Here is a 27,000-nt window from a genome sequence, read left to right on the forward strand (position 1 = left end):
CTCTTTATTTCTTATCAACCATATATGCTCCAGCAGCACCTCCAGCAGCTGCCACACCTCCAACAGCTAGCCAAAAACAGCTATTTAAAGATAAAGTTAACGAACACAATAATAATAACGATATAAACTTCTTTTTCATCTATAGTTTTCCTAAAAAATAATATTTAGTATATCAATAAAAATTCTTTTTTTAACTATCAACACATATACTTTTATAAAAAAGCAAAGAGGCTAACTCCCATATATTAAGCTACTCTTGAGTAAACTAACTGGTTAGTATCAGCATCATAAACCTCAACTGTTTCAAAGCTTCTAATACGCAACCTGACCATCACTAAACTCAACATTTGTTTCGTACGCCCCTACATCGTTATTAAAGGCATTTAGAATCTCCTGAAGGTTTTGTCCATTTGCCTTTAGTTTTAAATTATCATTACCAGCTGATCCAAAATAGTCACCTGAGTATGACTGACCACTATTACTCCAGTCAACTACAACATTATCATCTCCTGGACCTGCATTTAAAACATTAGAACCATAGCCAACATTAACTGTGTCATTACCAGAACCTGACCTTATACCATTACTATAATCTGAAACATCTCCAGATAAATCACCGCTATTGCCAGAGACAACATTAATAACATCATCACCATCACCCGTAGTTATATTATCAGAGTTTACAGAACCCAAATTTATAGTATCATTTCCTTCTAAAGCCGATAGTTTTAGCTTTTCTCCACTATTGATATTAACAGTATCATTACCTCCTCCAACAAGTATCTCATCATTTGTACTTCTACCAATTGTTAACTCATCATCTCCATAAGCAGCTAGAGGCTCGTCAGTAAGAGTTGTTGAAGAGGGATCTAAGACATAATAGTTACCTGAACTTTCTAAAATCTCAACAATATCTGAATCACTAAACGTTGCAACATCTGAGTTACTAAGAGTATCTGCCTTTATAGTATCATCTCCATATGATGGTCGTACCGCGATATTATTAGCTGACATTAGCTCAATATAATTATCTGCTTCAGATTTCCTAATTGGATCAAGGAGTAAGGCATCTTTTAACTCTTGTGATAGGAACATTCTAATTTCACCATTTGAAATATCATCAGAAGCAATCAAGGATTGAGTATTTCCGTCTAAATTTAGTAAAGGAGTACCTTCTTCACTATACCTTGTCTCAACGCCACTATCCCCAACTTCATCAGTAAATAAGCTTTTCACCAGATCAATAGCATTATCATATAAACCACCACTACCTTCTTCTAAACCTTGATTTTGCTCACCTAGCAGAGATTCACTATCGCTATCTTGATCTTCCTCACTAGTGGTTTGCTCTCCAGAATCGCTATAGTTTCCATCTAAACTTTGATCTTCAGATCCACTAAGGCCTCCACTTGTGTTTTGAGATCCAGATAAACCAAAAACCTCCTCTACCATTTTGACTCGTTAAAGTACTCACATGATTACATTGTAATGGCATATAGCTACTATCAATGTCTGTTTGACATTCCCATCTAATTAAAGAGCCATCTGCTACAGGAGTAAGCTCTATCTGATGGTCTTTCAACTCTGAATAATTAGAATCATCAAACCTTATGTCTATATCAGGTTTTGAATACCCAAAGCTAACTTCACTACTACCATCTGATAAGTGTGGTAAATCATTAACACTTTCAGGAAAATCAGAGTTTGACGTATATCCCTCAGCAATTTGGTGCTTTACTGGCGATATTAAACTTAATGCTTTTGAAACTTCAGCTTTTGCAGTATTCTTACTATAGATACTAGTGAAAACAGCTGCTAATACAACAATTAACTCTAAAAGCGTTAAGCCTTTATGTTTAAATTTACCAAGCATGTTTTAAAACAGATATATAAAAGGGTACAAAACCTCTCAGATTATAGCCTTTCAATCCTAGAAAACAAGCCAGATTACAAACATTTAATCCAAAAACTTAGCATATAATTTAAATTAAAAGTTTATATAATAGAGCATTAATTTTTAGTAAATTTCCAACCTTATTATTTTATTAAAAACTCATTAATATTTATTAGGTAGATACAGAATCTAATAAAAACTACTGTTCTATACGGAGAATATAGATAACTAACCCTAAACAAATAACAGGAGGTATGATAGATATCAACATAAATTTCCAAATATATTCAAACGGTATATAACCCATTACAGATACTCCTATTAAAGCAGTCAACATATTTATAAAATTCATCCCTGTAGAAGCATTTGACTTACATTCAATAGCCGTTGAGGCAAGGTATGATGCCGCAGGATATATGAAATTACATACGAAATACATTAGGGTTGCCAATATAAACAATACAGCTGGTGTAACCTCATTAGAAATTTTCATTATAGCCAAAATAACTATTAAAATGATGAGACAAATTAAAGATACAACAAGTATCTTACGACTATCATATATATTTATTATCCTAGATACTATTATAGAACCTAATATAATTCCTACAATGGTCATAGAATTCCATATACTATATTGCGCACCCCCAAAATTAAACATTGAATGTGCAATAAAAGGTCCTGCTGTAGAATAACAATAACTAAAAACTGTCATCACCCCTAATGTTAATGCAAATGCTATTAACTTAAAACTGCTAAAGGCTTGTTTATAGCCATCAAGAATAGATGATATTTTCAAGTTAAAATCAGAGTCTTTTTTATTATCATAAAGAAAACTCGCTCCAAACATTATTAATGCATGAAGTAACAACACATAAAAAGTATAACTCCAATAACTATAGCTGGTAATTATTCCTCCTATCAATGTTGATAATGTTATGGATATTGCAAAAGATAACGTTGCATACGACAATGCTACCTTTGCTCGATGAGGAGCAACTGAATTATTTAATATTATAAAAGTACATACTAATCCTGCTGATGAGCCTATAGCTGTTATAAATCTACCTATAAGCAACATAACCATAGATGATGCCCCTACAAGGCAAACAATAAGACCTATAATATTTATAATCATTCCTATTCTTAGTGTTTTAGCATCTCCATATTTTTTTGCTATTGGTCCATATATTATTTGCCCAATAACATATCCGATAAGAAAGATACTTACTAACCACTCAACTGAACCATTTGAGAGACTGAATTCCTTTGCAATTTGAGGTAAGGCAGGATTTATAATAACAGATGACGCACTAGCTATACTTATATAACTTAGCAAAATTGCTATTTTATAATTTTTCAACTTTTCATTAACCTATTTTTCAATGAATGTCTCATATATTACTCCTATAAACAATATCTAACAATTAAGTTTCATAGCAGTTTATAAATTTTTAAAATACTTAATTCTATTTGTATAAGAATACCGCTTAAAGGTGTGCTATTACTTTCTCATTGATGATTAAGCAAAGTATCAATATAATGAATTCAATCTTTATTTTACATTTATTTAACTATTATGCATTTCGGTGTTGACTACTATCCAGAGCAATGGGATCACTCACTTATTGATGAAGATCTTCAACGTATTGTAAATTCAGAACTTAATTGTATCAGAATTGCTGAATTTGCTTGGCATCTAATGGAGCCTCAAGAAGGCCAATTTGATTTTTGCTTTTTTGAGAAAATATTGGATAAAGCTTATAAATTAAATCTCAAGGTAATGCTTGGCACACCAACAGCAACAGCCCCTGCATGGTTATACAAAAAAGATCCCAAAATTTTCTCAGTAGATGAAAATGGTCTACAAAGACATTTTGGCGGTAGAAGACAAGCTTGCCTAAACTCCCCGACATACAACAAGTATGCTGATCGTATCACTCAGAAAATGGTAGAGGCATATCATCAACACCCAGCTTTGTTACTTTGGCATATAGATAATGAACTAGGTCATGAAACTAGTAATATGTGCTACTGCGATCAATGTGAGTTAGAGTTTAGAAGCTATCTAAAACAGCAATTTAATAATGATGTTAACCTGTTTAATGATGCTATTGGTGCGGTCTTTTGGTCACAAACATACAATAATTTTGATGAGATCAATATACCTCGCCCAACTATTCCAGCACCAAACCCAGGAATGATGTTGTACTTTAATCGCTTTAGATCTCAAACAACTACTAACTTTTTAGCAAGACAAGCTAAAGTTATTAAAGACATAGCACCAAACCAACAAACTTTACATAACTTTACTGGAGATTATTTCTCTAAGGCTCAAGACCATACAGATCTAGCTGAGCAAATAGATCTTGTAGCACTAAACAACTACCCTGTTTGGGGAGGTCAGCAAGTTCCAGTAGATGCTTATAAGACTGCGATGAAGCTAGATCAAACAAGAGGGTTCCAAAGAGAGAACTATTGGATTACTGAGCAGCTTATAGGAGCTCAAGCTCATAATATAATGGGATTCGTGCCTCGACCTGGTCATGCTAAATTATGGTCTTTTCAAGCAATGGCGAGAGGATGTGATAATCTAATCTATTTTAGATGGCGTACGGCAACAAAAGGCGCTGAACAATTCTGTTATGGGGTTTTAGATCATGATAACAAATATAACCATCGCTATGATGAAATGTTAGATATCATTAAGTTAGCCAAACAAAACCAAAAGGCAATACAGGCTCCAACACAATCAAAAGTAGCTCTGTTATATTCAATGGATAATATTTATAGCTGGCGGATTCAACAACAATCAACTGCTTTTGATATCCAGCATGAGCACGCTAGACTTTATAAACCTTTCTTTGATAACAATATTAATGTTGACGTACTAGATATACGCCATGATTTTAGTAAGTATTCAATATTGCTACTTCCGGTATCTATGTTAATCACAGATAAAAATATTGCTAGAATAAAGGCATTTACTGAAAAAGGTGGTACTGTTATAGCTACATTTAGAGCAGGACTTAAAGAATACCACAATGAGATTCGCTTTGGTGTTGATAACCCTATTCACGAACTTGCTGGTGTAAAAGCTGAATATTTTGAGCCTCTCCCTACAGGGACAAATTGTAAAATCAAATATCAAGATAAAAACCTAACTGCCACTGTATGGCGTGATATGCTCACACTTAAAGGATCTAGTCAATCATTATGTGATTATGCTGATGAATTTAAAAACTATAGTGCAGCTGTAAGAAATAGCCTAGGTAAAGGATCAATTTATTATATTGGTACAGGTATTGATGATAGCTCTTTTTGGAATGACTTAGTGCTAGACATCACTAAAAAACATAATGTTAATAGCTTTCAATCTCCAGATGATGTTGAGGTTATCATAAAAGGTAGTGATGATTCTAAAATTGTCATTATTTTAAACCATAATAGCTCTAGTGTTAATTATTTAGGATTAAAACTTAATCCTTATGATACTCAGATAATAAGCTTCTTAGACTTCTCTAACTTATATTGCAAATATTATTAAATCAAAGGTAAATCATAATGAAATATAATACTCGTCGTTGGAATCCTTTTTTGATTGCTATACCAGATATTGGCATAGGAATGTATTGGTCATTAACTGGAACTATTGGTTCATGGATAGTTTATCAACACACAAACTCCTCTTTTCTAGCTGGTCTTTTATTATCTATGGCTGCTTTTACTGGACTATTTATGCAAACACTCTCAGGAATTGCCTCAGATAAAACACCTTCGCACAGATTTTTAGGTAAAAGAACTACTTGGTTATTAGTAGGGTTAGTGAGTACTTGTATATTTCAGATGCTCTGGCCTTTTGCACCTAACTATATTTGTTTATTTATAATTGCTTTTTTAACTTATGCTAGTATCAACTTCTTCCAAGGTCCTTACTATACAATGGTTGTAGAGGTTGTTGATCGTGATCAAATTCCTTTTGCTACTCTACTAGCTAGGACTACTGCACAAATAGGAACAATTATAATTGGTCTAATTGGTGCAATCATTTGGAATATTGGAGGTGCTTTTCTTAGTTGCGTAATAGTATGTCTACTACTAATAATACCTACACTATCTGTAATACCATTTATTGTAAAAGAGCGTCCAGAAAATCAAATGACCTCAGCTTTTAAACTAAGTTTTGATATCTTTAGTGATAAAAATATCAACCTTCTTTTTTTAGCCACATTCTGTATGTTAACTGGCTTTGGTGCTTTTATGCCTTTAATGGGTGGATATATGAATCATCATTTAGGCTTTAGTAAAGATTTTACAGCTTCATTAGTTATGACTTTTGGAATCGGATCTGTAATTGTTGGACTCTTAGCAACAACTATTATAAATCTAATCAAAGTTGAGAACATCTTTAAAATCGGCTTACTAATATTTGCTATAGCCTTAATTTGTGGCTCTTTTCTAACAAAAGAAAATTTCCTTTGGTACATTATCACATTTGTTGTTGCTATGGGCTTTATCCTATCTCAAGTATCTTGCTATACTCTGATTGCTAAACTAGCACCTAAAGATAGACTAGGAGAATATATGGGCTGGCTAAATATGTTTTTTTCACTACCACAGCTAATTATTCTTATTTGTGGAGGTGTACTTATAGATAGTCATTTAGCACCGTATTTATATTGGATAGCAGGTATTATATTGCTAATAGGATTTGTTGCTGTTACACAGATTAAGACTAACCATCAAGAAAACTAGTTTTTGGTTTTGCTTCTCTCTTATAAAGATTTCTATGCTTCAAAATTTCTTTTTTTTGTGATTCTGATTTGTTTGGGTTTGTATTATCAAACTCTTGCAAAAGCTTATCTGCCTCACTTACATATGCTCTATCTTTTTTGTTATCAAATAGGTGAGCTAACCTTAATATAAGTTTCATCATAGTAAAAACCTCTCTTAGATACTAATAATTTACCTTGTAGCTTAGACATAATTATACTAAACTAAACATCAAAGTCACCACTAAAGATATAGCTTTTAAGCATTACGTCAATGAGGTTAAGCCAAAACCCTAAGATAATCGGTATGTTCTTAATGTTTTTAAGTCTTACCATGCTTACACCTATTGTTGTTGACTATATCTATAATGAATCAAACACATACCCATTTTTACTAAGCTTTGCGATAACTTTTATCTGTGGTTTTTTACTATGGTTTATCGGTCGTAATGCCAGCAAAAAAATCACAAACAAAGATGGCTTTGTCATCGTTACACTTGTTTGGGTTTTTGTTACAGTCTTTGGTGGGATTCCTTATATGGTGTTTCCTGGGTTAGATTTATCTTTTACTCATGCTGTATTTGAATCAATTTCTGGATTTACTACTACAGGTGCAACTGTAATAACTGGTTTAGATAAGTTACCACACAGTATATTATACTATCGTCAACAGACACACTTCTTCGGCGGGATGGGGATTGTTGTATTGACTGTTGCAATTTTACCACTTCTTGGTGTTGATGGTATGCAGCTATACAAAGCTGAAGTAACAGGTCTAGGCAAAGATGAAAAAATTGCGCCAAGGATATCAACCACCGCTAAAGCAATGTGGCTAGTATATGTCTTATTAACATTTATCTGCTTTATTGCATATTTACTAGTTGGCATGGGACCTTTTGATGCCATCTGCTATGCATTTTCAACTATTTCAACAGGTGGATTTGCTCCTACTGATGCTGGTATGACTGCTCAATCAAAGCCTGTAATCTATGTATGTATTTTTTTCTTATTTTTAGGTGCCACAAACTTTAAGGCTCATTACATAGCTTTTTCAAAATTCAGTATCAAACATTATTTTAATAATATTGAAATCAAGGCTTATTTTTACTTCTTATTTCTTTCATCTTTGATAATTGCTGTAACTTTAATCGCATATTCAAAAGACTTATCAAAGATTCCTGATATGGTAACTAATAGTATCTTCATGGTTGTATCTATAAGCTCAACAGCAGGGTTTGTTTCTGATGCGAATTATTATATCTGGCCTAGTTTTATACCCTTCTTTTTGATGTTTATAGCTATTATCGGTGGCTGTGGTGGATCTACTGCTGGAGGGGTAAAAATGATAAGAGCTATTTTATTTAAAGAAAAAGCTACCCTTGAAGCAAAAAGAGTAATCCACCCTCAAGGAAAATTTAGCGTAAAATTAGATGGGGTAGTTATATCCGAGCAAGCTCTTAATAGAGTATCTGGGTTTGTTTCTGTTTATTTATTATTATTTGCTGTTTGTTGGCTAATGCTAATAGCGTGTGGGCTAAGTCCAGATACTTCTTTTTCAGCAATTGCAACTACCTTATCAAACGTAGGTCCTGGCTTAGATCAAATTGGTTCAAATTTTAAAACCGTACCTGATGATGCTCTTTGGATATGTAACTTTGCGATGATCGCGGGGCGTCTTGAGATATTTACGGTATTAGTTCTTTTTATGCCAGATTTTTGGCGAAAATAGCTTATATAAATCTTTTAAAGCTCATCTTATTCTTAATAGAATCAAAGACTTTTACTAATTAAGACTTATTATATACTAAATGATAAACTTGTAGCTTTAGAATAATTGTACTAAACTAAACATCAAAATCACTAAAGATAGAGCTTTTAAAGCATCAATCAATGAACTTAAGCCAAAAACCTAAGATAATTGGTATATTTCTAATGTTCCTAAGTCTTACTATGCTTAGTCCTGTTGTCATTGATTATATCTATAGTGAGAATGATGCATATCCTTTCATCCTAAGTTTTGCGATTACATTTTTATGCGGTTTTTTACTATGGTTTATTGCTCGAAAATCAAATAAAAAGCTCTCAAATAAAGATGGCTTTATAATTGTTGCATTAGTTTGGGTGTTTGTTTCAGTATTTGGCGCCATACCATATATGACATTCCCAGGTTTAGAATTATCTCTAACACACGCAATATTTGAATCTGTCTCTGGGTTTACTACTACTGGTGGCACTGTAATTGAAGGGTTAGACCAACTTCCCCATAGTATATTATTTTACCGCCAACAGACTGAGTTTTTTGGTGGTATGGGAATCGTTGTTCTAACCGTTGCTATCTTACCACTTTTAGGGGTTGGTGGTATGCAGCTATACAAAGCTGAAGTAACAGGTCAATGGAAAGATGATAAAATCGCACCAAGAATCTCTAGTACTGCAAAAGCATTATGGTTGGTATATCTGCTACTTACATTCCTATGCTTTATCTCTTATATAATAGTAGGCATGGGACCATTTGATGCTATATGCTACACCTTCTCGACGGTTTCAACGGGAGGATTTACCCCTAGTGATGCTAGCATGACGAACAAATCAACAGGTGTTCTTCTTGTTTGCGGGATATTTCTATTTTTAGGAGCAACTAGTTTTAAAGCTCATTATATAGCGTTATCAAAATTTAAAATTAGCCATTATTTTAGGAATGTTGAGTTCAAAGCATATTTTTTCTTTCTATTCTTCACATCTATGATAGTCAGCATTACACTGATTGCTAATGCAGATAGTCTTTCAAATACGTTTCACATAATTTTAAATAGTATATTTCAAGTAATATCAATTAGCTCAAGTGCTGGATTTGTATCTGATACAAACTATTACTTATGGCCTACATTCCTGCCTGTTTTACTTATGTTTATAGCAATTATCGGTGGTTGTGGTGGTTCTACAGCTGGTGGTCTAAAAATGATACGCGCGATCCTTTTCAAAGAAAAAGCTATGCTTGAAGCAAAAAGGGTAATTCACCCTCAAGGGATGTTTACTGTAAAGCTAGATGATATAAATATATCTGAGCAAGCCTTAAATAGAGTCTCTGGATTTATTTCTGTCTATATTATTGTGTTTGCTATTGGTTGGCTGGCTCTATTAGGATGTGGTCTAGATATTGCAACCGCATTTTCAACTATTGCCACAACCTTATCAAATGTAGGTCCTGGTCTAGGAGAGATAGGCTCCAACTTTAAAAATATCCCCAATGGAGCTCTATGGATATGTGATTTTGCAATGATTGCAGGACGTTTAGAAATATTTACACTTCTAGTACTTTTTATACCAGAATTCTGGAGAAAATAAAAATACCTTAAAGAGCACCTGACTCAACAAGATATGAAAGATTTCCTATATTGTCATACTCTACGCCATTTGCATACGCTATTATTTTATAATCAATATTTGACTGCTTACCTGTACACTCCAGTTTCAACAGCTCATTCCTACCAGATAGATATGCTGTAAAAGATTGCGTACTGTCAAACTGACCTTGGTGAGCACCTTTTCGATCTTTAGTATAAGTAAACTTACAACCTTCATTATCTGCAATATATACATTAACTATAAATTTAGTTGGCTCTTTGTTGACTACATTATATATACCATTAGGAGTAGTAGCATAATCAAAACCAAAAACTTGATATGCTGTATGCTTTGATTTTGAAAAGCTGTGCTTTATTATAGGTAACTCTTTAGCCTTTTTATCATTTGCACAGCTTGATAATAAACTAGTAATCAATAAAACTAAAAACCACAGATAAAATATAGTTCTCTTTTGTTTTAGCAATTTTATATAAGACATTAGCAATAACAATTATAGATTGTAATTAGTCAAATAATAAACCTAAAGATAAAAATAGACAATAATTTCAGTAAACTTTCTAGAAGAAAGTTTACTGAAATTATTTATTCTTCTGTGTCAACATCTTCTTCTGACTGTTGCTTTTTGTACTCATAGTAATCTTTCATAGTCAGGCCTTTTGCTCTAAATTCTGCTTTCTCAGCAATTTCATCTAGACGCTTTTTAGAATACTCAATATGCTCTGGTGAATAATCTTCAACAGGTTGACCTTGTAGATTAAACCTTTGTTTTAGTTCAAAAACAGCTTTGTGATAACGAGTATCACCAACATAACGACGTAAAACATTTCTAAGCACTAGTTTATCAACTGGAGCAAAATGCTCATTTTGATAGATTATTTCAATTTCAGGACTTATTCCTATTTTAAGAGGCTTCTTGTTAATAGGATCAAAACATTTTGGAAAACGCTTACATAACCACTTAAATAGCTTAGCTTCTTCTTTTTGTCTTTCTTTCTCAACATCAACTGTTATTACTATTTCTTGATCATCCTCTAATTGGGGATTTTGTAACTCATTGACTATTTTATTATTTATTCTATGTCCATATTGAGGAATACGAATAAATGAAGTATCTCTGTCTTCTACCTTTTTAGCGGGTGCCTTAGGCGTGTTCTTGTTCTTAGAGATATTTTTATCTCTTGCTTGTTTCATTCTAGAAGTTTTTTCTTCTATCTTAGAAGAACCACCTAGTAAAGATTGTAATAGCGAAAAATCGTTTAATTTATTTCTACCGTCAGACATTTTATTTTTTTATCATTTTATAGAGGGATCAATCCCTTTGTACACTTGGCTAATATCGTACTACAAAACCAACCCTTTTAGCAAGTAATAAAACATTAGTAATATTTTTTTTAATATAGCGTTTAATTAATATTGACAATTATCATAATTTAAATATAATATGCTACATCATTTGTGGCTATGTAGCTCAGTTGGTTAGAGCACAGCATTCATAATGCTGGGGTCGGTGGTTCAAGTCCACTCATAGCTACCACAATTTCCACCACATACCTTATAGCAAAAACTTACTAAATAGTTAACGCTAAGATAATACAATTTATTATAATTCAGTATTAACAGTAAAATAATTAGATTTTTATAGACTTGTTTAAAAAAAATATTAATAAGAATATGCTCTTCTTGCTGCTTGCTTAGCTCTTTTTATTGCGGCTCTTTTCGCAATTTTTCTTTTTTCTGTTGGTTTTACAAAAGTTTTTCTGTCTCGAAGTTCTTGTTTAATACCAGCTTTTTCACAAGCTCTTTTAAAGTTTCTCAAGCTAATATCAAAAGGCTTTCTTGGGTCAACGATTATTCTTGGCATATTATCCTCTCTTAATTTTAGAATATTAAGAACTATTAAAGTTCTCTTAGGTTATAAGATTATTACTAGCAAAATAGTGAATGAAGTATCTAAAGAAGGTTTAGAGGCTTTATTTTATTTATACCTGGTTAATAGTAATACAAACTAGCCACTAAAGATACATATTATAAGACATATATGAATATAATTAAAATTATGGCCTTATTTAAGAGTATAATAGTCTTATATTTAATAATATTGATATAAGATGATTGACCCTAAAACTAAATTTATTAGCTTTGAAAACAATAATATATTAGAGACTATTTTTCATGATATAACTAATTTAGTTAAGAAAATAGAAAAATCAAAAAAAATAAGCATTGCTCAAGCTGCCGAAATGAGCATATTAAATACCGAAATTATGGAGCAATTTATTAATTTGATAAACCATATGACAGATAGCAACTTTAGTGATAATAAAGAGTCTTCAATGGTAGAAAGCTGTTTAGATTTTCAAGATTTATGTTTATATCTAAGAGATATAGATAAATATGAAGAAGATTTTGATTTAACTAAAATGCCTAGTTTTCACTAAAAGGCTTCCAATTAAGGCTTTGTTACTATATGATTGCTAACAGTTATTTATATTGTAACTTTATTTGACTACTACGAAACTAATATATCAGAAGTTTATTTCCAATATTCTATCCTTTATAAGTAAATCGTTAAAGTTTAAAACTAAGCCCAATGTGATTTAACTTACATAAAACAATAAACAAAAGGAAATAAAACAATGAGACAAGGTACTATTAAGTTTTTCAATACGACTAAAGGATTCGGATTCATAGAGCCTCAAGATGGCGGTAAAGATGTGTTTGTTCATATCAGTGCAGTTGAAAATTCTGGTTTAAGCTCTCTACGTGAAGGCGAAAAAATAAGCTTTGAAACTGAAGAAAACAGAGGCAAAATGGCTGCTATTAATATCAAATCTATCTAATTCTATCCCTATAAAGGATATTCTTTTCTCTTTTTTAGAGTCAAATTAATTTTTAATACTAATCACTTCGAGAAAAACAACTCAATAAGCTTTTTAACCTTTGGTTAGACAATATCCATATTTTTATAAAACATATTACTTATAGTTGAAAGGTTGTATTAAGCTAGAAAACCCTATCCTTCTGTAGTGCTAATAAGTTCAATTAATCCGATCCCCACTGTCCTTGTGTATAGCCTGGTATTTGCTGTAGTCGTGAATATAGCTCATCTGTATTACCAAGCCCTCCACCAAGACCTTTAAGTTCAAAAGACATTAAAAATGTATCTGTAAGGCCTCCTAGCAAGGTAGGTTCATTAGGATCTTGGTTTGTATAAGCACTTACTTGGTATAAGAATCTCAGAGCCCATGATTTAGCATTATATTGAACACCTACAAAAGCATTAGCTATCTGTTTTTGTTGAAAATTATAGTTCCATAATCCTGCTACTGCCCAATGGTTTGTAAGATTTAATACTCCTCCTAACGTGATAGTCTCTTGATGTGGCGGAGCAACTCCATCATCTATTTGCTGTTGTGTTAAAGAATTCCAGTCATTTGCAATATTGTTATATGAAACACTAATTACGTTCTCACTCTTATCCTTATATATTAGCGAGTAAACCTGATAATCTAAGTTGTTTCTATTAATCCTATAGTTTATCTGACCATTAAAGTATAAATCTTTTGTTATATACATATCAAAAGAAGTCATTACTGGAGAAAAAGTATCTTTTGAAAACTCATCCATCATACCAGGGTCAGGACACTTTGAATTACCTTGACATAAAGTTACTCTCCTATCTGCTAAATATAACATCTGTCCTATTTTTGCTTTAGCTAAAGCACTACCATCAGATTTATCTAACATTGAGGTTTCTAATGCATATGTGACCTGATTAGCATTATTGATCCTGTCGTGCCCTGTAAAACGGTTAACCTGAAACATCTGTTGATACTGCTCATTCTGTAAACTTGTATCAAATAGAGGGATATCCGTCTGGTCTTGATATGGAATATATGTATAGAACAATCTAGGGTGTAGTGTTTGTGTAAATGAACCTACACTAGTTGTAACATCACGATCAAAATATGCTCCAGCATCAATATTAAATATTGGAATTATACTTGTCACAGAACTATTATTAAACTTAATAGTATCTGTTGGCTTTCTTTCTAACTGATAGTAACGAATAGGTACTTCTAAAGATGGCTTTATATAGCTCCAACTATTAGTATAGTTTCCAGCAATCTTTGGCGACTCATAACCTCTAAAAGCATTCACATTTGTTCCCAATGCCGCACCAGGATCTCCTGATATAGGACCAGGTGATTTTTGGAAAAATGTATTAAGGGTATTTGCACTTACTGTTAGATAGTTTGGAGTATAGCCTTGAGATGTAACATTAAATCTCACTTCAGGTAACTTTGCATATGGTGTGTTATCAACTGTTAAGGTCGGATTTACTTTACCATAATCTAAAATTGTAATGCCTGAATTGATATAGCTATTTTTATAATCTAAATCAAACTCTCTATCAAGTAATGTTTTAGTAACTAAATCAATATTACCAACTGAAAAGTCATTATAATACTGCGCATCACTTACATAATCATATTCAAAGTTTGTCGATATACCATTTTTAAAGGCACTCTTGCTTGTCAAAGTAAATGCTCCCCTCATTTCTTGTGCCTGAAAGTCATAAGGGACTATAGATCCTTCAAACTGCTCTTGGGTATTCTCTGACATATACCTAAAAGTACCATTCTCCATCAGACCTCTTTTTGACCAAAGCACTGTATCTAGTAATAAATCATAGTTTGGTGCAAGGTTAAAATAATAAGGAATAGATATACCATAACCAACATTTGTATTTTGGAGGATACTCGGCATTAAAAATCCTGATCTTCTTTTATCATCAATAGGATGAGAATAGTAAGGTATATACAAAACTGGTATATCTTTGATTTCAAAATAGCCATTTTTTATATATGCCATATTTGTTTTAGTATCTATATCGATATTTCTCCCAGTTAATCTCCAATCATTATCATATGGACTACCTGTGGTTATATAACCATCTGATATAAGAATGTTATTTTTTTTCTTAAGAAAAGATTTACCATAACCTCTTATATAGCCACTAAAGTTTTCTTTATTATACATCCTAGTACCTGATGTCTCTCGAGCAAACCTAAAATATGTAGGTCCAGCGCTATATGTATCATCATTTAAGTTTGCGCTCAGATCTTTTGTACGTATAACAAGTCCTGTTCTTGGCTTTCTCACGACCACATTACCAATTGCCTCTATAGACTCAACCGAAGATAAATTACTATTAAATCCAACAATAGCATTCTTAGCATATATTTCTTGATTACATTGAAAAAACTCAACATTACCAGAAGCAATCAGATTTCCATCTGAATCATATTGGGAACTTTCATTAGATATCTTTGTTGCTTTGGATTTACATAGCGCCTTAGTAAATTGAGTATCGTTATTATAATACCCCCCGACCATATACGAAGGTTTACTAACCCAACCCAAATCATTAGCTAGTGCTTTTTGCTTCTGGCTAGCCTTTAACTCTTTTGCAAAAACATTCTTTGGCTTCGGCGATTTACGACAATCCCATTGGCCATCTTGACCCACAGTACATGCCCAATCTTGTTTGGTGGGATTTCCATCTGTAATTCGTGAAGCATTTGCCTGAGAAAAAAAGATAGCAAATATGAATATATATATAAGACGACTATAGGACATTTATAGGTTTGAAACAAAATTAAAAATTAAAGCAAACTTAATATTAAAATAAAAAAATAATTATTGCAAAATATTTATCTAATATATAATTAATATAAATGATGTTTCAATAATATATAAATAAATCTAATATTAATTATATATTAAAATATGCCGGCATATATTCTACTAACTCTACTTCGATGTCTTTCCACATATAGTGCATCAACTACACCTTTTCTAAGTACATTCAGCTCATTAACAAATATACTTGAGCCCAAGATAGACAATATAATGAGATGCTAACTTTATATACACTTGGAGAAAACTATTGATCTAATACTCAAGCCATAAGCTCAGGATGGAATGTATAGTAGGTTAGAATGTTAATAAATATTTAGCTATATAATATAACCAATTCGCAATACAATGGTATATTTGGCGGATTAGGTGAAGGCGTAATAAATCTGAGTGACCATACAAGTACTGACTGGGCAAACTTAGCAGGTGAAACTACTGGTGCTTGGGATGTTGCGGAGGTCTTAAATTTGAACTCTCAAAACACCCTCAAACAAGTGTTGACTATAAATATATTCAGACAATGGCCCCTAGTGATTTGATCGGATATAATGGTAGGGTATCAATATGATATGTGCTAGTTTAACTTGGTTCTTCGGCAAATAATGCTTATTCACGCTTTATCTATTCAAATATATGAATAATAAACATGTCTTTATTATGAACCGTATAAAAACATGTACATGCATACCTTCTATTTATTTGTTTTTTAGATGGATGTATAGCCATTACCCACAAGAAATCAATAACTATCAATACTCCAAAAGCACAAGATATCAGAACATCTCCTGATTGGCTAATTCTAACTCGAACACTGCAAACTTTGATGACTTTAAAGTTACAGCTCAAGATAATGGTAGAAAAGCTCATAAAACTTGCCCTACTGATATAATATTACTTATACAGGATAAACTAATCATTCTAAAAAAAGCTAGCAACCGTAACTCTTGAAGCGGTTGCAATGATTCTTTTACTATGATTGTTGCAAAAGATAACCTTAGGTAATTACAACACCATAAAGGCCAATCTTGATGGAACTATAAATGATTCATCATTTTCCAATAACATAAATGATAGTAATGCAAGCTGTATCCCTGAAAAAGACTAGCCCTCCTAGTTTTTTATATGGTATATAAATACTGTATCCTAGTACAATTAGGATTTATAATTAATATTATAGTCTTTTTAATAAAATCAGATGAATGAAATCTTAGATTGGTTACATCTCAAAAGACGCAAATGGCCAGCTAATGATAGTTATTGGGATTTAAAATTTAAGATACATACTAATCCTAAGTTGATAGATACTTTAGAAGCAGATATACAAAATGCCAAACATATATTCTCTTCTGCTAAGAAAATAAGAAAACCAAACAATCAAACATCAATAATTTGGGATGCTAAAGATTCTATCGCTCTTAAGTATTTAGCTAGAGATATCCTGGATAAATATAACTTCAATAAGTATTGCTACTCTAACAAATATCACGGAGGTGTACCAAGAGCTAGAAAAGTTCTGACTAAGCTCCTAGAAACTCATAAGTATATTTACAGATCAGATATCTATAAATTTTATAACTCTATTGATCATGAGATTCTTCTCTCAAGGATTAGACGTTTTACAACTTCTAATCAATTTAAGCTTATTGCTAGACATTTAGATAGAATACAATGGCAAGATGGTAACTATGTAGAGATTCAAAAAGGTATATCAAAATCCTCACCTCTGTCACCTGTATTAGGTTGCATATATCTAAATGAGCTAGATCAAGCTATGCAAAGATTAAATGTAAAGTATCTACGCTATGCTGATGATTGGATTATCTTAGCTCAATCAAAGCCAATGCTTAGAAAAGCTGCCAAAATAACCAAACAAATATTAAATAAATTAAAGTTAGAAGAACACCCTGATAAAACTGATTATAGAAATTTAAATAACCCAAACTCAAGGCCTTTTATATTTTTGGGTCAAGAGTTTAATTTAAATAAAAAAGTTATAAATATAACTAAAAGAATTAATAATAATTAATAGGGCTTTATGAGTCACTCTAAATATTAATAGCGACCACCGACCGACTTGATAGTAAATATAAATTATTCTGTTGTGGGGGCGGAGTAGATATAGGATAGAATGTTGGACCTCTATTCGTCTCGCTCGTTCTCTTCTTCTTGTTTAAATTCCCTATTCTCCCTCTGACTTCCTTTTTATGTGGCTTTTTTTTTTGTCCACTCATATTTTTTTTCTTCACTCTCTCTTCGTTATCAACACTGATCTACCGTTAAGGACCCTCGCCCGGACTGGGTATTAGGTATCTCGCTGTATAAGGCTGTGCCAGCCGAGAACCAATACAATGTCGTATGTGCAATTTCTTTTCCACTGCTGCTGTATCCTTTCGCTTCTATCGTGTAACTACTACCTGGATAATCATGCATTCCATTACAGCTCGAAACATGACTACCGTTAAATACATCTGCGGAGTCGGCGGCAAACCAGTGAGAGCCTTTCGAACTTACGTTATGCGTTGAGCCTCGTATAGGCCGAGCAAGAGACGGTGCGCTTGATCCATATCCATAGTAAAGTTTTACTACTGCAATATTTGAGTCTTGTACATTAACTTGATATTGATTTATTCCTACATTCGGAGGGCCGGCCCAGATGAATTCTGCGCTTGTCAATTGTAGGGGCGTGGGTGGTGCGGGTTCTGTCGGTTTAAAATTACTATTAGTTTTGGCCGTCGCTTGAGATTTTGAGTCAGTAGCCGTTAAAACTAATTTGTAACTATCACCCGATTTATTCCCAGAAAAATCAAATGTTATTGATCTGCCATCGTTAGAATCGCTTATTTCAGGAGAAACACTAATTCGGGCATCTTTACCCGCTGTAGTATCCGTGACAGCAACGTCGTAACTGAATCCTCGACTTGACCCTCCACTCGCTTTAGTAAATGTCGCTGTACACTTCATATTGTTAGTAGAACAATCAGGTACTGTTAAACTAGGAGCAGTAATCGGTCCGGGTCTATAGTTCTCTTTACTCGAGTCTTTAGATTTAGTAGTATCACCTTTATCTGTGGCAGTAAATTTTACTTGCTGTTCCCACCCAGCTGTTTCATCAGATACAGTGAATCTAACTGACAAAGGATCGGATGTTTTTGCAGGTATGGTTGTTAGGATACTCGGTTTAGGGTCGTTATGACCTGTAATAGTACTTGAATCGGATATAGTATAGTCAAACCCTTCTCCGGTACCACCACTAGCTGGTGTTAACGTTGTAGTACACGTAAACTTATTAGATGAAGCAGGTGTACATATGACGGATGAAATTGATGGTCTTATTACAGGTTCCGCACTAGGTGTTACAGTTGCGTCCGGTGAGTGATTACTTATAGCACTGGAAGTGTTATCTTCTGCAACTGCATATACAGTATGATTTCCGTCACTTTCCCCAGCAAAGTCTAACGTAATTGGAGAGGATATATCCGTGATACTTGCTTTTATTGGTTTGCTCGTATCAGCTTTATCATAGATTGCGTATGTAAATCCATTAGTGGATCCACCAGTTGCTGCAGTTATTGTAACGTTGCAGCTCATCCCCGTACAAGAGCCAGCTGTTAAACCAGGAGGATTAATTGGTCCAGGTGTATATTCCTTTGTATTCGAGTCGCGAGATTTAGAAGTATCACCTTTATCCTTGGCAGTAAATTTTACTTGCTGTTCCCACCCAGCTGTTTTATCAGATACAGTGAATCTAACTGACAAAGGATCGGATGTTTTTGCAGGTATGGTTGTTAGGATACTCGGTTTAGGGTCGTTATGACCTGTAATAGTACTTGAATCGGATATAGTATAGTCAAACCCTTCTCCGGTACCACCACTAGCTGGTGTTAACGTTGTAGTACACGTAAACTTATTAGATGAAGCAGGTGTACATATGACGGATGAAATTGATGGTCTTATTACAGGTTCTACACTAGGTGTTACAGTTGCGTCCGGTGAGTGATTACTTATAGCACTGGAAGTGTTATCTTCTGCAACTGCATAAACAGTATGATTTCCGACACTTTCCCCAGCAAAGTCTAACGTAATTGGAGAGGATATATCCGTGATATTTGCTTTTATTGGTGTGCTCGTATCGGCTTTATCATAGATTGCGTATGTAAATCCATGAGTAGATCCACCAGTTGCTGCAGTTATTGTAACGTTACAGCTCATCCCCGTACAAGAGCCAGCTGTTAAACCAGGAGGATTAATCGGTCCAGGTGTAAATGGATCGGAAGTGTCAGAATCAGCGTAATCTGCAGGTGTTGTTGCATCTGTAGCTTTCACCCTTAGAGTCTGAGGCCATCCTGCTCCATCTCCATTTGTTGTAAATGTTATAGTTTGAGTATCTGAACTATATGATTGGTTTGCTATAGCACTAACATGACTTCCACTAGTATTAATTACAGCTGTATAATTAAAGCTTCCAGAACCTCCAGCTGCTAAAGTACTCAACTTAACGGTACAGTTTAGTCCTGTACAAGTTGGTTTGCCTATAGTTGGAGGAGTAAGAGCCACATATATAGACTTAGATACAGGACCATACGTTTGATCACCATAATTAATTTCAACTTTTACTTCTCCTGATACAGGAAATGTTCCATTTGGCCCGACAACTATTTGCTTAGCCTTTTTATCAGGAGATGAACCCTCAAATTTCCAACCCTTAGGCAAAGTCCAAGTATAGTGATCTCCATCTGGCAGGTTATCTCCGGTTGCAGTTAAAGTTGTATATTTACCTACTGACACACTAGTTGAAGAAGCAGTTATTGATCGTAATTGAGGAACATCAGTAACTATATCAATGAGGGGATTAGATATAGTTTTGCTTTGATTTCCGTTACTATCAGTGACATAGAGTTTTATATTACCTTGCTTTATTCCATATTGATCATCCGCAGGGAAACTTGAAATATATAAAGTCTGAGTTGTATTATCAGGGCTTAATGTGTAATGGTCTATAGGGTAACCGTAAGGATAAACATTATGAAAACTCCAACTGTAAGTATATGGAGGCTTCCCTTTACTTACATTAGCAGTAACGGTCATACTTTTACCTACGGTAGTTGTATATGTACTAGGAGTCATACTAATAGTTGGTCCATCTTCTTCTCCATTTATATGTACTACAGTAGAAGGATGAGCTGTAATAGTATTCCCTGCCGGATCTGAAACTGTTACTGTTAACTTATTTGATGGATCAAAGTTATATCCACTATCATCGGTATTCTTTGCTACATTTAAATAAATTTCTGATCCATCAGCACTTGTATGATCAAACGTAATAGACGCTGGTAAATTATTTTCAGCCCATGTATATGTTAATGTACCAGATTGGTCCTTCCCAGGACTATAGCTAGCTTTGTATTCAATTTTATCACTACCTCCCGTATTACCAACTGGTGTTGCAGATTTTAAAGCAATAGTTCCTTGAGGAGCATTTGCCTTTCCATTTATCGTAACATTCTCAGATGATTGTATTTCACCAGGCTCATCGCCGTCGCCATCTTGTATATATACACCAAAATCAGCACCCAATAATTTTCCTGCCGTTGCATCAGGTTTAATTGTGAATACAACTGAACCTGGTAGTGTACCTCCTCCATGAGCAACAATATCTTTATTACTATCCAGACCCTTTGTATCAATTTGAACAATTGAAAAAGGCTTAGTACCTTTAACAGTAGCCAGACCATATTTAATTTTTCCAGGATTTATATCATTATAAGGTAATGCACTCGGTGGTGTAGGACTTAATACTACATATGTAATCTCAGGTAGATTAGAGGATCCATTAATTGTAAGCTTTGGCGCCTGACCTAATCCTTTATCGCCATCCGCATCCTCCGCAGTTACAGATATATCTCCTTTTGATAATGTTTGTGGCTTATCCATCCCAGATGCTGTATCATCAACATCTAAAACAAGTTTATCGCCTGATTTACTTTTTATAGAGACACCGTTCAAGCTTTTTACTTTTTCAACATCCCATTTAAAGTTACTTAAAGTAACGCCTGCTTCTCCAGAGGCAGTAAATGTAACAATTTGAGAGCTCTTCCCAGATATAAATGGCAAAATACCCGTTTTTACTAAAGTAGGTATGCCCATACTCACGGTAATTGTAGGCGTACTACTTGATCCATTGATAGCCGCTGCTGGTGCATCAACTTTAGACTTATTACCAGTAGCATCAGTTCCTATAACAGTAATATCTCCTTTAGCAATAGACAACCCTCCTGGAGCTATTTCTTTATCATTAACAGTTAATGTTAATGTCGCCGTATCTTTTCCTGCAACACTTATACCTTGCGCCTTTGATACAGTAGCCGGTACAGTCCAACTATAACTTCCTCCTACTCCGGCTCCTTGAGCTTTAAATTCAAGCTTCTGGCTAGTATTATCTGCGTCATATGGAATTTTACCTGATGCAGGGGTCATAGTTATCGTTATATCAGGCGCACTACTTGAGCCATTTATCTTAACTTCAGGTCCTGGACCTGTAACCTTATTACCTAAACTATCTTGTGCTACTACGCTTACAGCTCCATTAATAATAGATTCACCAGCAGTATCTACCTTACTATCATCAACATCCAATACAAGAACGCTTCCTTTCATACTACTACTTGACTTATCAACACTTACTCCGTCCGGAAGATTTGAAACTGCCCAAGTATAACCTAATTTACCTATAGCTCCTTTTGCTAATTTATACTTAGCAGTATATGTTACTTCTTGAACGTCTCCTGTATACAGTAAAGTCGGCTTATCTACTTTTACACTACCTGTAGGAGCTCCTGCTGAACCATTTATCCTAACACCAGGTCCTGAACCTGTAACCTTATTACCTACGTTATCTTGTACTACCACACTTATAGCACCTGCTTTAATAGATTCATAAGTAGCATCCACCTTACTATGATCAACAGCCAATACAAGAACGCTATCTTTCATACTACTTGACTTAACACTTACTCCATCTGGAAGCTTTGATTTGTCAACTGTCCAGGTATAACCTAATGTACCTGTAGTTCCTTTTGCTAAAGCATAATTAGCTGTATATGTTATTTCTTGATCATCTCCTGTATATGGTAAAATCGGCTTATCTACTGTTACATCACCTGTAGGAGCAGCTGATGAGCCAGTTATCTTAACTCCCGTATTAGCAACTCCATAGTTTATATTACCATCATTACCCTTAACACCTAGCTTTATATCTGAGGGATCTATTTCTCCAGCAGCAGCTTTAGGCTTAACTGTTAATGTGATTGTCGCTTTACCACCTCCATCATTAGTCACTGAAGCATCTGATAACTCTGATCCATATTTAGCTATTAAACCAACAGAGTCTATAGCATAATTATATGGCTCTTTACCTCCGTTAACTGTCGCTAAATATGTTATTTCTTGTGAATTAATTCCATCATATGGAACTACTTTAGAACTAGTTAATACAATACTGCTAACACTCGGAGCACTTGATGATCCATTTATCTTAACTTCAGGTCCTGGACCTGTAACCTTATTACCTAAACTATCTTGTGCTACTACGCTTACAGCTCCATTAATAATAGATTCACCAGCAGTATCTACCTTACTGTCATCAACATCCAATACAAGAACGCTTCCTTTCATACTACTACTTGACTTATCAACACTTACTCCGTCCGGAAGATTTGAAACTGCCCAAGTATAACCTAATTTACCTATAGCTCCTTTTGCTAATTTATACTTAGCAGTATATGTTACTTCTTGAACGTCTCCTGTATACAGTAAAGTCGGCTTATCTACTTTTACACTACCTGTAGGAGCTCCTGTTGAACCATTTATCCTAACACCAGGTCCTGAACCTGTAACCTTATTACCTACGTTATCTTGTACTACCACACTTATAGCACCTGCTTTAATAGATTCATAAGTAGCATCCACCTTACTATGATCAACAGCCAATACAAGAACGCTATCTTTCATACTACTTGACTTAACACTTACTCCATCTGGAAGCTTTGATTTGTCAACTGTCCAGGTATAACCTAATGTACCTGTAGTTCCTTTTGCTAAAGCATAATTAGCTGTATATGTTATTTCTTGATCATCTCCTGTATATGGTAAAATCGGCTTATCTACTGTTACATTACCTGTAGGACCCCCTTTTGAACCATTTATTCTAGCAGCTGGAGCATCTGCTTGAGATGCAATACCATCACTATCTGTTCCTATAACCGTAATAGCTCCTTCAGCAATAGACAATCCTCCTAGAGCTATTTCTTTATCATTAATAGTTAATGTTAATGTCGCTGTATCTTTTCCTGTAACACTTATACCTTTCGCATTTGATACGGTAGCCGGTACAGTCCAACTATAACTTCCTCCTGTTCCTGCTCCACTAGCTGTATATGTAAGAATCTGACTACTACTTCCTGCGTCATATGGAATTATACCTGTCGCAGGATCTTGAACTACCGTAATTTTAGGAACAGCTTTAACTGTTGCTGTCGCCATTACCGGATCCGACTCTATAGAGGCCACATCGGTAACTGTGACTGTTGATTTATATATATTGCCTTTACTTCCTGTAGCATATTTAGGAGCCTTCAATGTTATAGTTGCATCGTGAGCTCCACCTCCACTAACAAAAGTCCAACCAGTAAATCCTGACATCACCTTACTCCAATCAAAAGTATATGGTCCTCCATAACCAGGAGTGCTAAGGTTTACTGCAATTGTCAATTTTTTACCTTCAGCTACACTTCCATCTGTCCTTCCACTTGCACTTTCATACGACAACGTGAATTCTGGCTTACTTGTACTCTCAGCTATAACAGTTCCAGTAACACTTACAGGATCTGATGATACCGATGCAGAGTCACTAATTGTCATATTTGCATTATATTTACTTACTCCAAAACCTGTAGCATATTTAGGAGCCTTCAATGTTATAGTCGGATCGTGAGCTCCACCTCCACTAACCAAAGTCCAACCAGTAAATCTTGACTTCACCCCATCCCAATCAAAAGTATATGGTGCTCCATGACCAGGAGTGCCAAGGTTTACTGCAATTGTCAATTTTTTACCTTCGACTACACTTCCATCTGTCTTTCCACTCGCACTTTTATACGACAACGTAAATTTTGGCTTACTTGTACTCTCAGCTACAACAGTTCCAGTAACACTTTCAGGATCTGATGATACAGCTAATGAATCACTAACTGTCATATTAGCATTATATTTATTTACACCAAAACCTGTAGCATATTTAGGAGCCTTCAATGTTATAGTCGGATCGTGAGATCCACCTCCACTATCTACTGTCCAACCAGTAAATCCTGACTTCACCCCACTCCAATCGTAACTATATGGTGCTCCTCCAGAACCAGGTTTAATAATATCTGCTGTAATTGTCAACGTGTTACCTTCAACTACACTTCCATCTCCTTTCCCACCTGTACTGTCATATTTAATTAATACTACAGGAGGATTCTTGATTATCTTTATTGGTTCATCTAATAACACAATCTTGCTTGGATTACCTTTAACATCATGTGCTACCACTCCTATAGAATCTATTGGTATCTCACTAAACCTAGATGCATTTTTCTCTAACTGAATCTTAACTGTATTTGATGTGTTTTTAGGATCTACTATACTAAAATCATCCGCATATAAAGGTACTACTTTCCACTGATACCCTTTTGGATCCACATCTTTTTGAGGTTCAAAATCTTCTGCTGTAAGAGTTACTATTCCTCCAAAAGGTACAGTTGCAGGTACAGGAACCGCTATCCTACCTCTCTTAAGGTCACTTCCTTTTATAGCTACAGGATCTTTCGAATATACCACCTTACCATAATGACGCTTTTTATCCTTACCTATATCACTAGCCTGAACCCCAATCACCCCAGCAGGAATACTAGTTAAATTAGGATTCAACACAGTAACTGCATTATTAGCTGTCGTACTATTACCTAATCTAAAATCATCTTGGTATGGTTGTTTTATAATCCACCTATAACCATCTTGATCAACAGTTCCAGATATATCACCTTCCATAATATTTAGTAGTCTAGATGACGCCGAACCTCCTCCTACAGTAAAGTTCTTTGCATTATATATAACTGTCGAACCAGCTTTAACACTACCAGATGTCGGATCAACTTCACCTCCAGTAGGGCCTTGTGAGCTGTCATACATTGTTATATGAAGAGAACCTGTACCAACACCTTTCTCACTTACTTTTATAGATGCCGACGGTAAGACATTTTTAGATGTCTCAACTGTTACCACCTGTGCATGAGCAGGAGTTCCTTTCTTAATACTCCAGCCACTTGGCAAAGTCCATATAAAATTATTTGAAGGCTTATCTGAACTTGCTTTATATACGTGCTCCGATGAACTATTAATAGCGTCATATGTATACTCCGATGAAGTAGCAACATTAGTTTCACCTTCAACTGTCAAATGCAAGCCACCAGATGTAGATAACTTAAGTTTATTTGACGGCGGTGACTGGTCACCATTCTTATCTACAGCAACCATCTGTAAGACCATATCATTACTAAAACTCTTAAATGTATAATCTAACTTACCTTTATTACTATCATCACTTCTTGTCTGTGCTATCTGTTTATTATTTAACAACCACTTATAATAAAATGGAGAATAACCTCCTTTTGGATCTTTAGTCACCTCAAAACGACATTTTGAATGAACTGAACTACATACACCATCTGTTGCTATTGTTGGCGCACCTAAATTATTAAACTTTATTTTAGTTGATAAATTAACAGGATAAATTATATTATTAATTGATGCTTCACCTTTAACATGTACTATAGCATGGGTAGCATTTCCATCAAATCGAAGACCAGTGGGGTTACTATTTAAAGTACACTGATTGTTAGTACAACTTATTAGATTACGCTCATCTAATTCTTTCTCACTCGCAAGTGCTGCCTTACTTTGACTATTTGCAAACCACCTAATAGTTGTCTTTACATATCCATTAGGATATGGTTTAGAATAAAGAAATTGATCTGTAATCAAATCCTGCTCATATACTGCATCTAAAGGGACCAGTGTTAAACTACAAACTCTATCATTAGTACAAACATATGTTACCCTAAACATTGGCTTATCATGTTTACCACAAGCACTTAATAACAAAGCTGAAAATATTATTAAAAATAAAAAACCTAACTTAAGTTTTAGATTATTGATTAAATTATCCAT

The 27,000-nt window shown here is 34.3% G+C and carries 18 protein-coding genes, 1 tRNA gene and 1 pseudogene; 9 read left to right on the top strand and 11 right to left on the bottom strand.

Features of this window, described 5'->3' with window-relative positions:
• Positions 1–4: 4 nt before the first annotated feature.
• From F3D62_RS13030 to F3D62_RS03165, 4 genes are all read right to left on the bottom strand, one after another.
• Positions 5–139: a hypothetical protein gene (locus tag F3D62_RS13030; protein ID WP_263478750.1), complete on the bottom strand. Its 135-nt coding sequence runs from the start codon at positions 137–139 to the stop codon at positions 5–7.
• A gap of 173 nt (positions 140–312) precedes the next feature.
• A complete protein-coding gene (locus tag F3D62_RS03155; RefSeq protein WP_150466796.1) occupies positions 313–1,452 on the bottom strand; it encodes a hypothetical protein in 1,140 nt (379 codons plus the stop codon).
• Positions 1,397–1,873: a pilin gene (locus F3D62_RS03160; protein WP_150466797.1), complete on the bottom strand. Its 477-nt coding sequence runs from the start codon at positions 1,871–1,873 to the stop codon at positions 1,397–1,399. The genes F3D62_RS03155 and F3D62_RS03160 overlap by 56 nt, the downstream gene beginning before the upstream one ends.
• A gap of 220 nt (positions 1,874–2,093) precedes the next feature.
• Positions 2,094–3,257: an MFS transporter gene (locus F3D62_RS03165; RefSeq protein WP_150466798.1), complete on the bottom strand. Its 1,164-nt coding sequence runs from the start codon at positions 3,255–3,257 to the stop codon at positions 2,094–2,096.
• 216 nt (positions 3,258–3,473) lie between these two features.
• On the opposite strand from F3D62_RS03165, the gene F3D62_RS03170 reads away from it, so the two are divergent.
• Complete coding sequence (locus F3D62_RS03170; protein ID WP_150466799.1) at positions 3,474–5,441, top strand: beta-galactosidase; 1,968 nt, start codon at positions 3,474–3,476, stop codon at positions 5,439–5,441.
• Positions 5,442–5,458: 17 nt separating this feature from the next.
• On the top strand, positions 5,459–6,649 hold the full coding sequence (locus tag F3D62_RS03175; RefSeq protein WP_150466800.1) for an MFS transporter: 1,191 nt from the start codon (positions 5,459–5,461) through the stop codon (positions 6,647–6,649).
• Here the strand turns inward: F3D62_RS03175 and F3D62_RS03180 are convergent.
• The gene (locus F3D62_RS03180; RefSeq protein WP_150466801.1) at positions 6,630–6,830 is read right to left on the bottom strand and encodes a CBU_0585 family protein; all 201 of its coding nucleotides are present in this window, start codon (positions 6,828–6,830) and stop codon (positions 6,630–6,632) included. The two genes, F3D62_RS03175 and F3D62_RS03180, sit on opposite strands and share 20 nt — an antisense overlap.
• Before the next feature lie 110 nt (positions 6,831–6,940).
• Between F3D62_RS03180 and F3D62_RS03185 the strand changes: the two genes are divergently transcribed.
• Both F3D62_RS03185 and F3D62_RS03190 read left to right on the top strand, forming a co-directional pair.
• On the top strand, positions 6,941–8,395 hold the full coding sequence (locus F3D62_RS03185; RefSeq protein WP_150466802.1) for a TrkH family potassium uptake protein: 1,455 nt from the start codon (positions 6,941–6,943) through the stop codon (positions 8,393–8,395).
• 161 nt (positions 8,396–8,556) lie between these two features.
• Entirely contained in the window at positions 8,557–10,011 is a 1,455-nt protein-coding gene (locus F3D62_RS03190; RefSeq protein ID WP_150466803.1) for a potassium transporter TrkG, read from the top strand.
• A gap of 7 nt (positions 10,012–10,018) precedes the next feature.
• Here the strand turns inward: F3D62_RS03190 and F3D62_RS03195 are convergent, their stop codons facing one another.
• Together F3D62_RS03195 and F3D62_RS03200 are read right to left on the bottom strand one after the other, a co-directional pair.
• Positions 10,019–10,510 carry a hypothetical protein gene (locus tag F3D62_RS03195; RefSeq protein WP_150466804.1) on the bottom strand — a complete coding sequence of 164 codons (492 nt, stop codon included), beginning with the start codon at positions 10,508–10,510 and terminating at the stop codon, positions 10,019–10,021.
• A 104-nt stretch (positions 10,511–10,614) separates the two neighbouring features.
• Positions 10,615–11,313, bottom strand: a complete 699-nt coding sequence (locus tag F3D62_RS03200; protein ID WP_150466805.1) for a ProQ/FINO family protein — start codon at positions 11,311–11,313, stop codon at positions 10,615–10,617.
• 176 nt (positions 11,314–11,489) lie between these two features.
• Between F3D62_RS03200 and F3D62_RS03205 the strand changes: the two genes are divergently transcribed.
• Positions 11,490–11,566: transfer RNA gene (locus tag F3D62_RS03205), tRNA-Met, on the top strand.
• Between the two features lie 126 nt (positions 11,567–11,692).
• Here the strand turns inward: F3D62_RS03205 and rpsU are convergent.
• Positions 11,693–11,893 carry a 30S ribosomal protein S21 gene (rpsU, locus tag F3D62_RS03210; protein WP_150466806.1) on the bottom strand — a complete coding sequence of 67 codons (201 nt, stop codon included), beginning with the start codon at positions 11,891–11,893 and terminating at the stop codon, positions 11,693–11,695.
• 247 nt (positions 11,894–12,140) lie between these two features.
• On the opposite strand from rpsU, the gene F3D62_RS03215 reads away from it, so the two are divergent.
• The gene (locus F3D62_RS03215) at positions 12,141–12,470 is read left to right on the top strand and encodes a hypothetical protein (protein ID WP_150466807.1); all 330 of its coding nucleotides are present in this window, start codon (positions 12,141–12,143) and stop codon (positions 12,468–12,470) included.
• 198 nt (positions 12,471–12,668) lie between these two features.
• A complete protein-coding gene (locus F3D62_RS03220) occupies positions 12,669–12,872 on the top strand; it encodes a cold-shock protein (protein WP_150466808.1) in 204 nt (67 codons plus the stop codon).
• A 202-nt stretch (positions 12,873–13,074) separates the two neighbouring features.
• Here the strand turns inward: F3D62_RS03220 and F3D62_RS03225 are convergent, their stop codons facing one another.
• Positions 13,075–15,675 carry an LPS-assembly protein LptD gene (locus tag F3D62_RS03225; RefSeq protein WP_150466809.1) on the bottom strand — a complete coding sequence of 867 codons (2,601 nt, stop codon included), beginning with the start codon at positions 15,673–15,675 and terminating at the stop codon, positions 13,075–13,077.
• A gap of 383 nt (positions 15,676–16,058) precedes the next feature.
• On the opposite strand from F3D62_RS03225, the pseudogene F3D62_RS12905 reads away from it, so the two are divergent.
• Positions 16,059–16,332 (top strand): annotated as a pseudogene (locus F3D62_RS12905) (OmpA family protein); the annotation flags it as partial.
• Positions 16,333–16,356: 24 nt separating this feature from the next.
• Here F3D62_RS12905 and F3D62_RS03230 read toward each other — a convergent pair.
• Entirely contained in the window at positions 16,357–16,602 is a 246-nt protein-coding gene (locus F3D62_RS03230) for a hypothetical protein (protein ID WP_150466810.1), read from the bottom strand.
• Positions 16,603–16,930: 328 nt separating this feature from the next.
• Between F3D62_RS03230 and F3D62_RS03235 the strand changes: the two genes are divergently transcribed.
• Complete coding sequence (locus tag F3D62_RS03235; protein ID WP_150466811.1) at positions 16,931–17,761, top strand: reverse transcriptase domain-containing protein; 831 nt, start codon at positions 16,931–16,933, stop codon at positions 17,759–17,761.
• A gap of 233 nt (positions 17,762–17,994) precedes the next feature.
• Here F3D62_RS03235 and F3D62_RS03240 read toward each other — a convergent pair whose 3' ends face one another.
• Complete coding sequence (locus F3D62_RS03240) at positions 17,995–27,000, bottom strand: immunoglobulin domain-containing protein (RefSeq protein ID WP_150466812.1); 9,006 nt, start codon at positions 26,998–27,000, stop codon at positions 17,995–17,997.

Source organism: Francisella sp. SYW-9 (assembly GCF_008711465.1).
GTDB lineage: Bacteria > Pseudomonadota > Gammaproteobacteria > Francisellales > Francisellaceae > Francisella.

Bases quoted from the DNA above. Each gene is read 5' to 3' on its own strand.
- F3D62_RS13030 (WP_263478750.1), bottom strand. From the start codon at position 139: ATGAAAAAGAAGTTTATATCGTTATTATTATTGTGTTCGTTAACTTTA.
- F3D62_RS03155 (WP_150466796.1), bottom strand. From the start codon at position 1,452: ATGGTAGAGGAGGTTTTTGGTTTATCTGGATCTCAAAACACAAGTGGA.
- F3D62_RS03160 (WP_150466797.1), bottom strand. From the start codon at position 1,873: ATGCTTGGTAAATTTAAACATAAAGGCTTAACGCTTTTAGAGTTAATT.
- F3D62_RS03170 (WP_150466799.1), top strand. From the start codon at position 3,474: ATGCATTTCGGTGTTGACTACTATCCAGAGCAATGGGATCACTCACTT.
- F3D62_RS03175 (WP_150466800.1), top strand. From the start codon at position 5,459: ATGAAATATAATACTCGTCGTTGGAATCCTTTTTTGATTGCTATACCA.
- F3D62_RS03180 (WP_150466801.1), bottom strand. From the start codon at position 6,830: ATGATGAAACTTATATTAAGGTTAGCTCACCTATTTGATAACAAAAAA.
- F3D62_RS03185 (WP_150466802.1), top strand. From the start codon at position 6,941: ATGAGGTTAAGCCAAAACCCTAAGATAATCGGTATGTTCTTAATGTTT.
- F3D62_RS03190 (WP_150466803.1), top strand. From the start codon at position 8,557: ATGAACTTAAGCCAAAAACCTAAGATAATTGGTATATTTCTAATGTTC.
- F3D62_RS03195 (WP_150466804.1), bottom strand. From the start codon at position 10,510: ATGTCTTATATAAAATTGCTAAAACAAAAGAGAACTATATTTTATCTG.
- F3D62_RS03200 (WP_150466805.1), bottom strand. From the start codon at position 11,313: ATGTCTGACGGTAGAAATAAATTAAACGATTTTTCGCTATTACAATCT.
- rpsU (WP_150466806.1), bottom strand. From the start codon at position 11,893: ATGCCAAGAATAATCGTTGACCCAAGAAAGCCTTTTGATATTAGCTTG.
- F3D62_RS03215 (WP_150466807.1), top strand. From the start codon at position 12,141: ATGATTGACCCTAAAACTAAATTTATTAGCTTTGAAAACAATAATATA.
- F3D62_RS03220 (WP_150466808.1), top strand. From the start codon at position 12,669: ATGAGACAAGGTACTATTAAGTTTTTCAATACGACTAAAGGATTCGGA.
- F3D62_RS03225 (WP_150466809.1), bottom strand. From the start codon at position 15,675: ATGTCCTATAGTCGTCTTATATATATATTCATATTTGCTATCTTTTTT.
- F3D62_RS03230 (WP_150466810.1), bottom strand. From the start codon at position 16,602: ATGAGCTTTTCTACCATTATCTTGAGCTGTAACTTTAAAGTCATCAAA.
- F3D62_RS03235 (WP_150466811.1), top strand. From the start codon at position 16,931: ATGAATGAAATCTTAGATTGGTTACATCTCAAAAGACGCAAATGGCCA.
- F3D62_RS03240 (WP_150466812.1), bottom strand. From the start codon at position 27,000: ATGGATAATTTAATCAATAATCTAAAACTTAAGTTAGGTTTTTTATTT.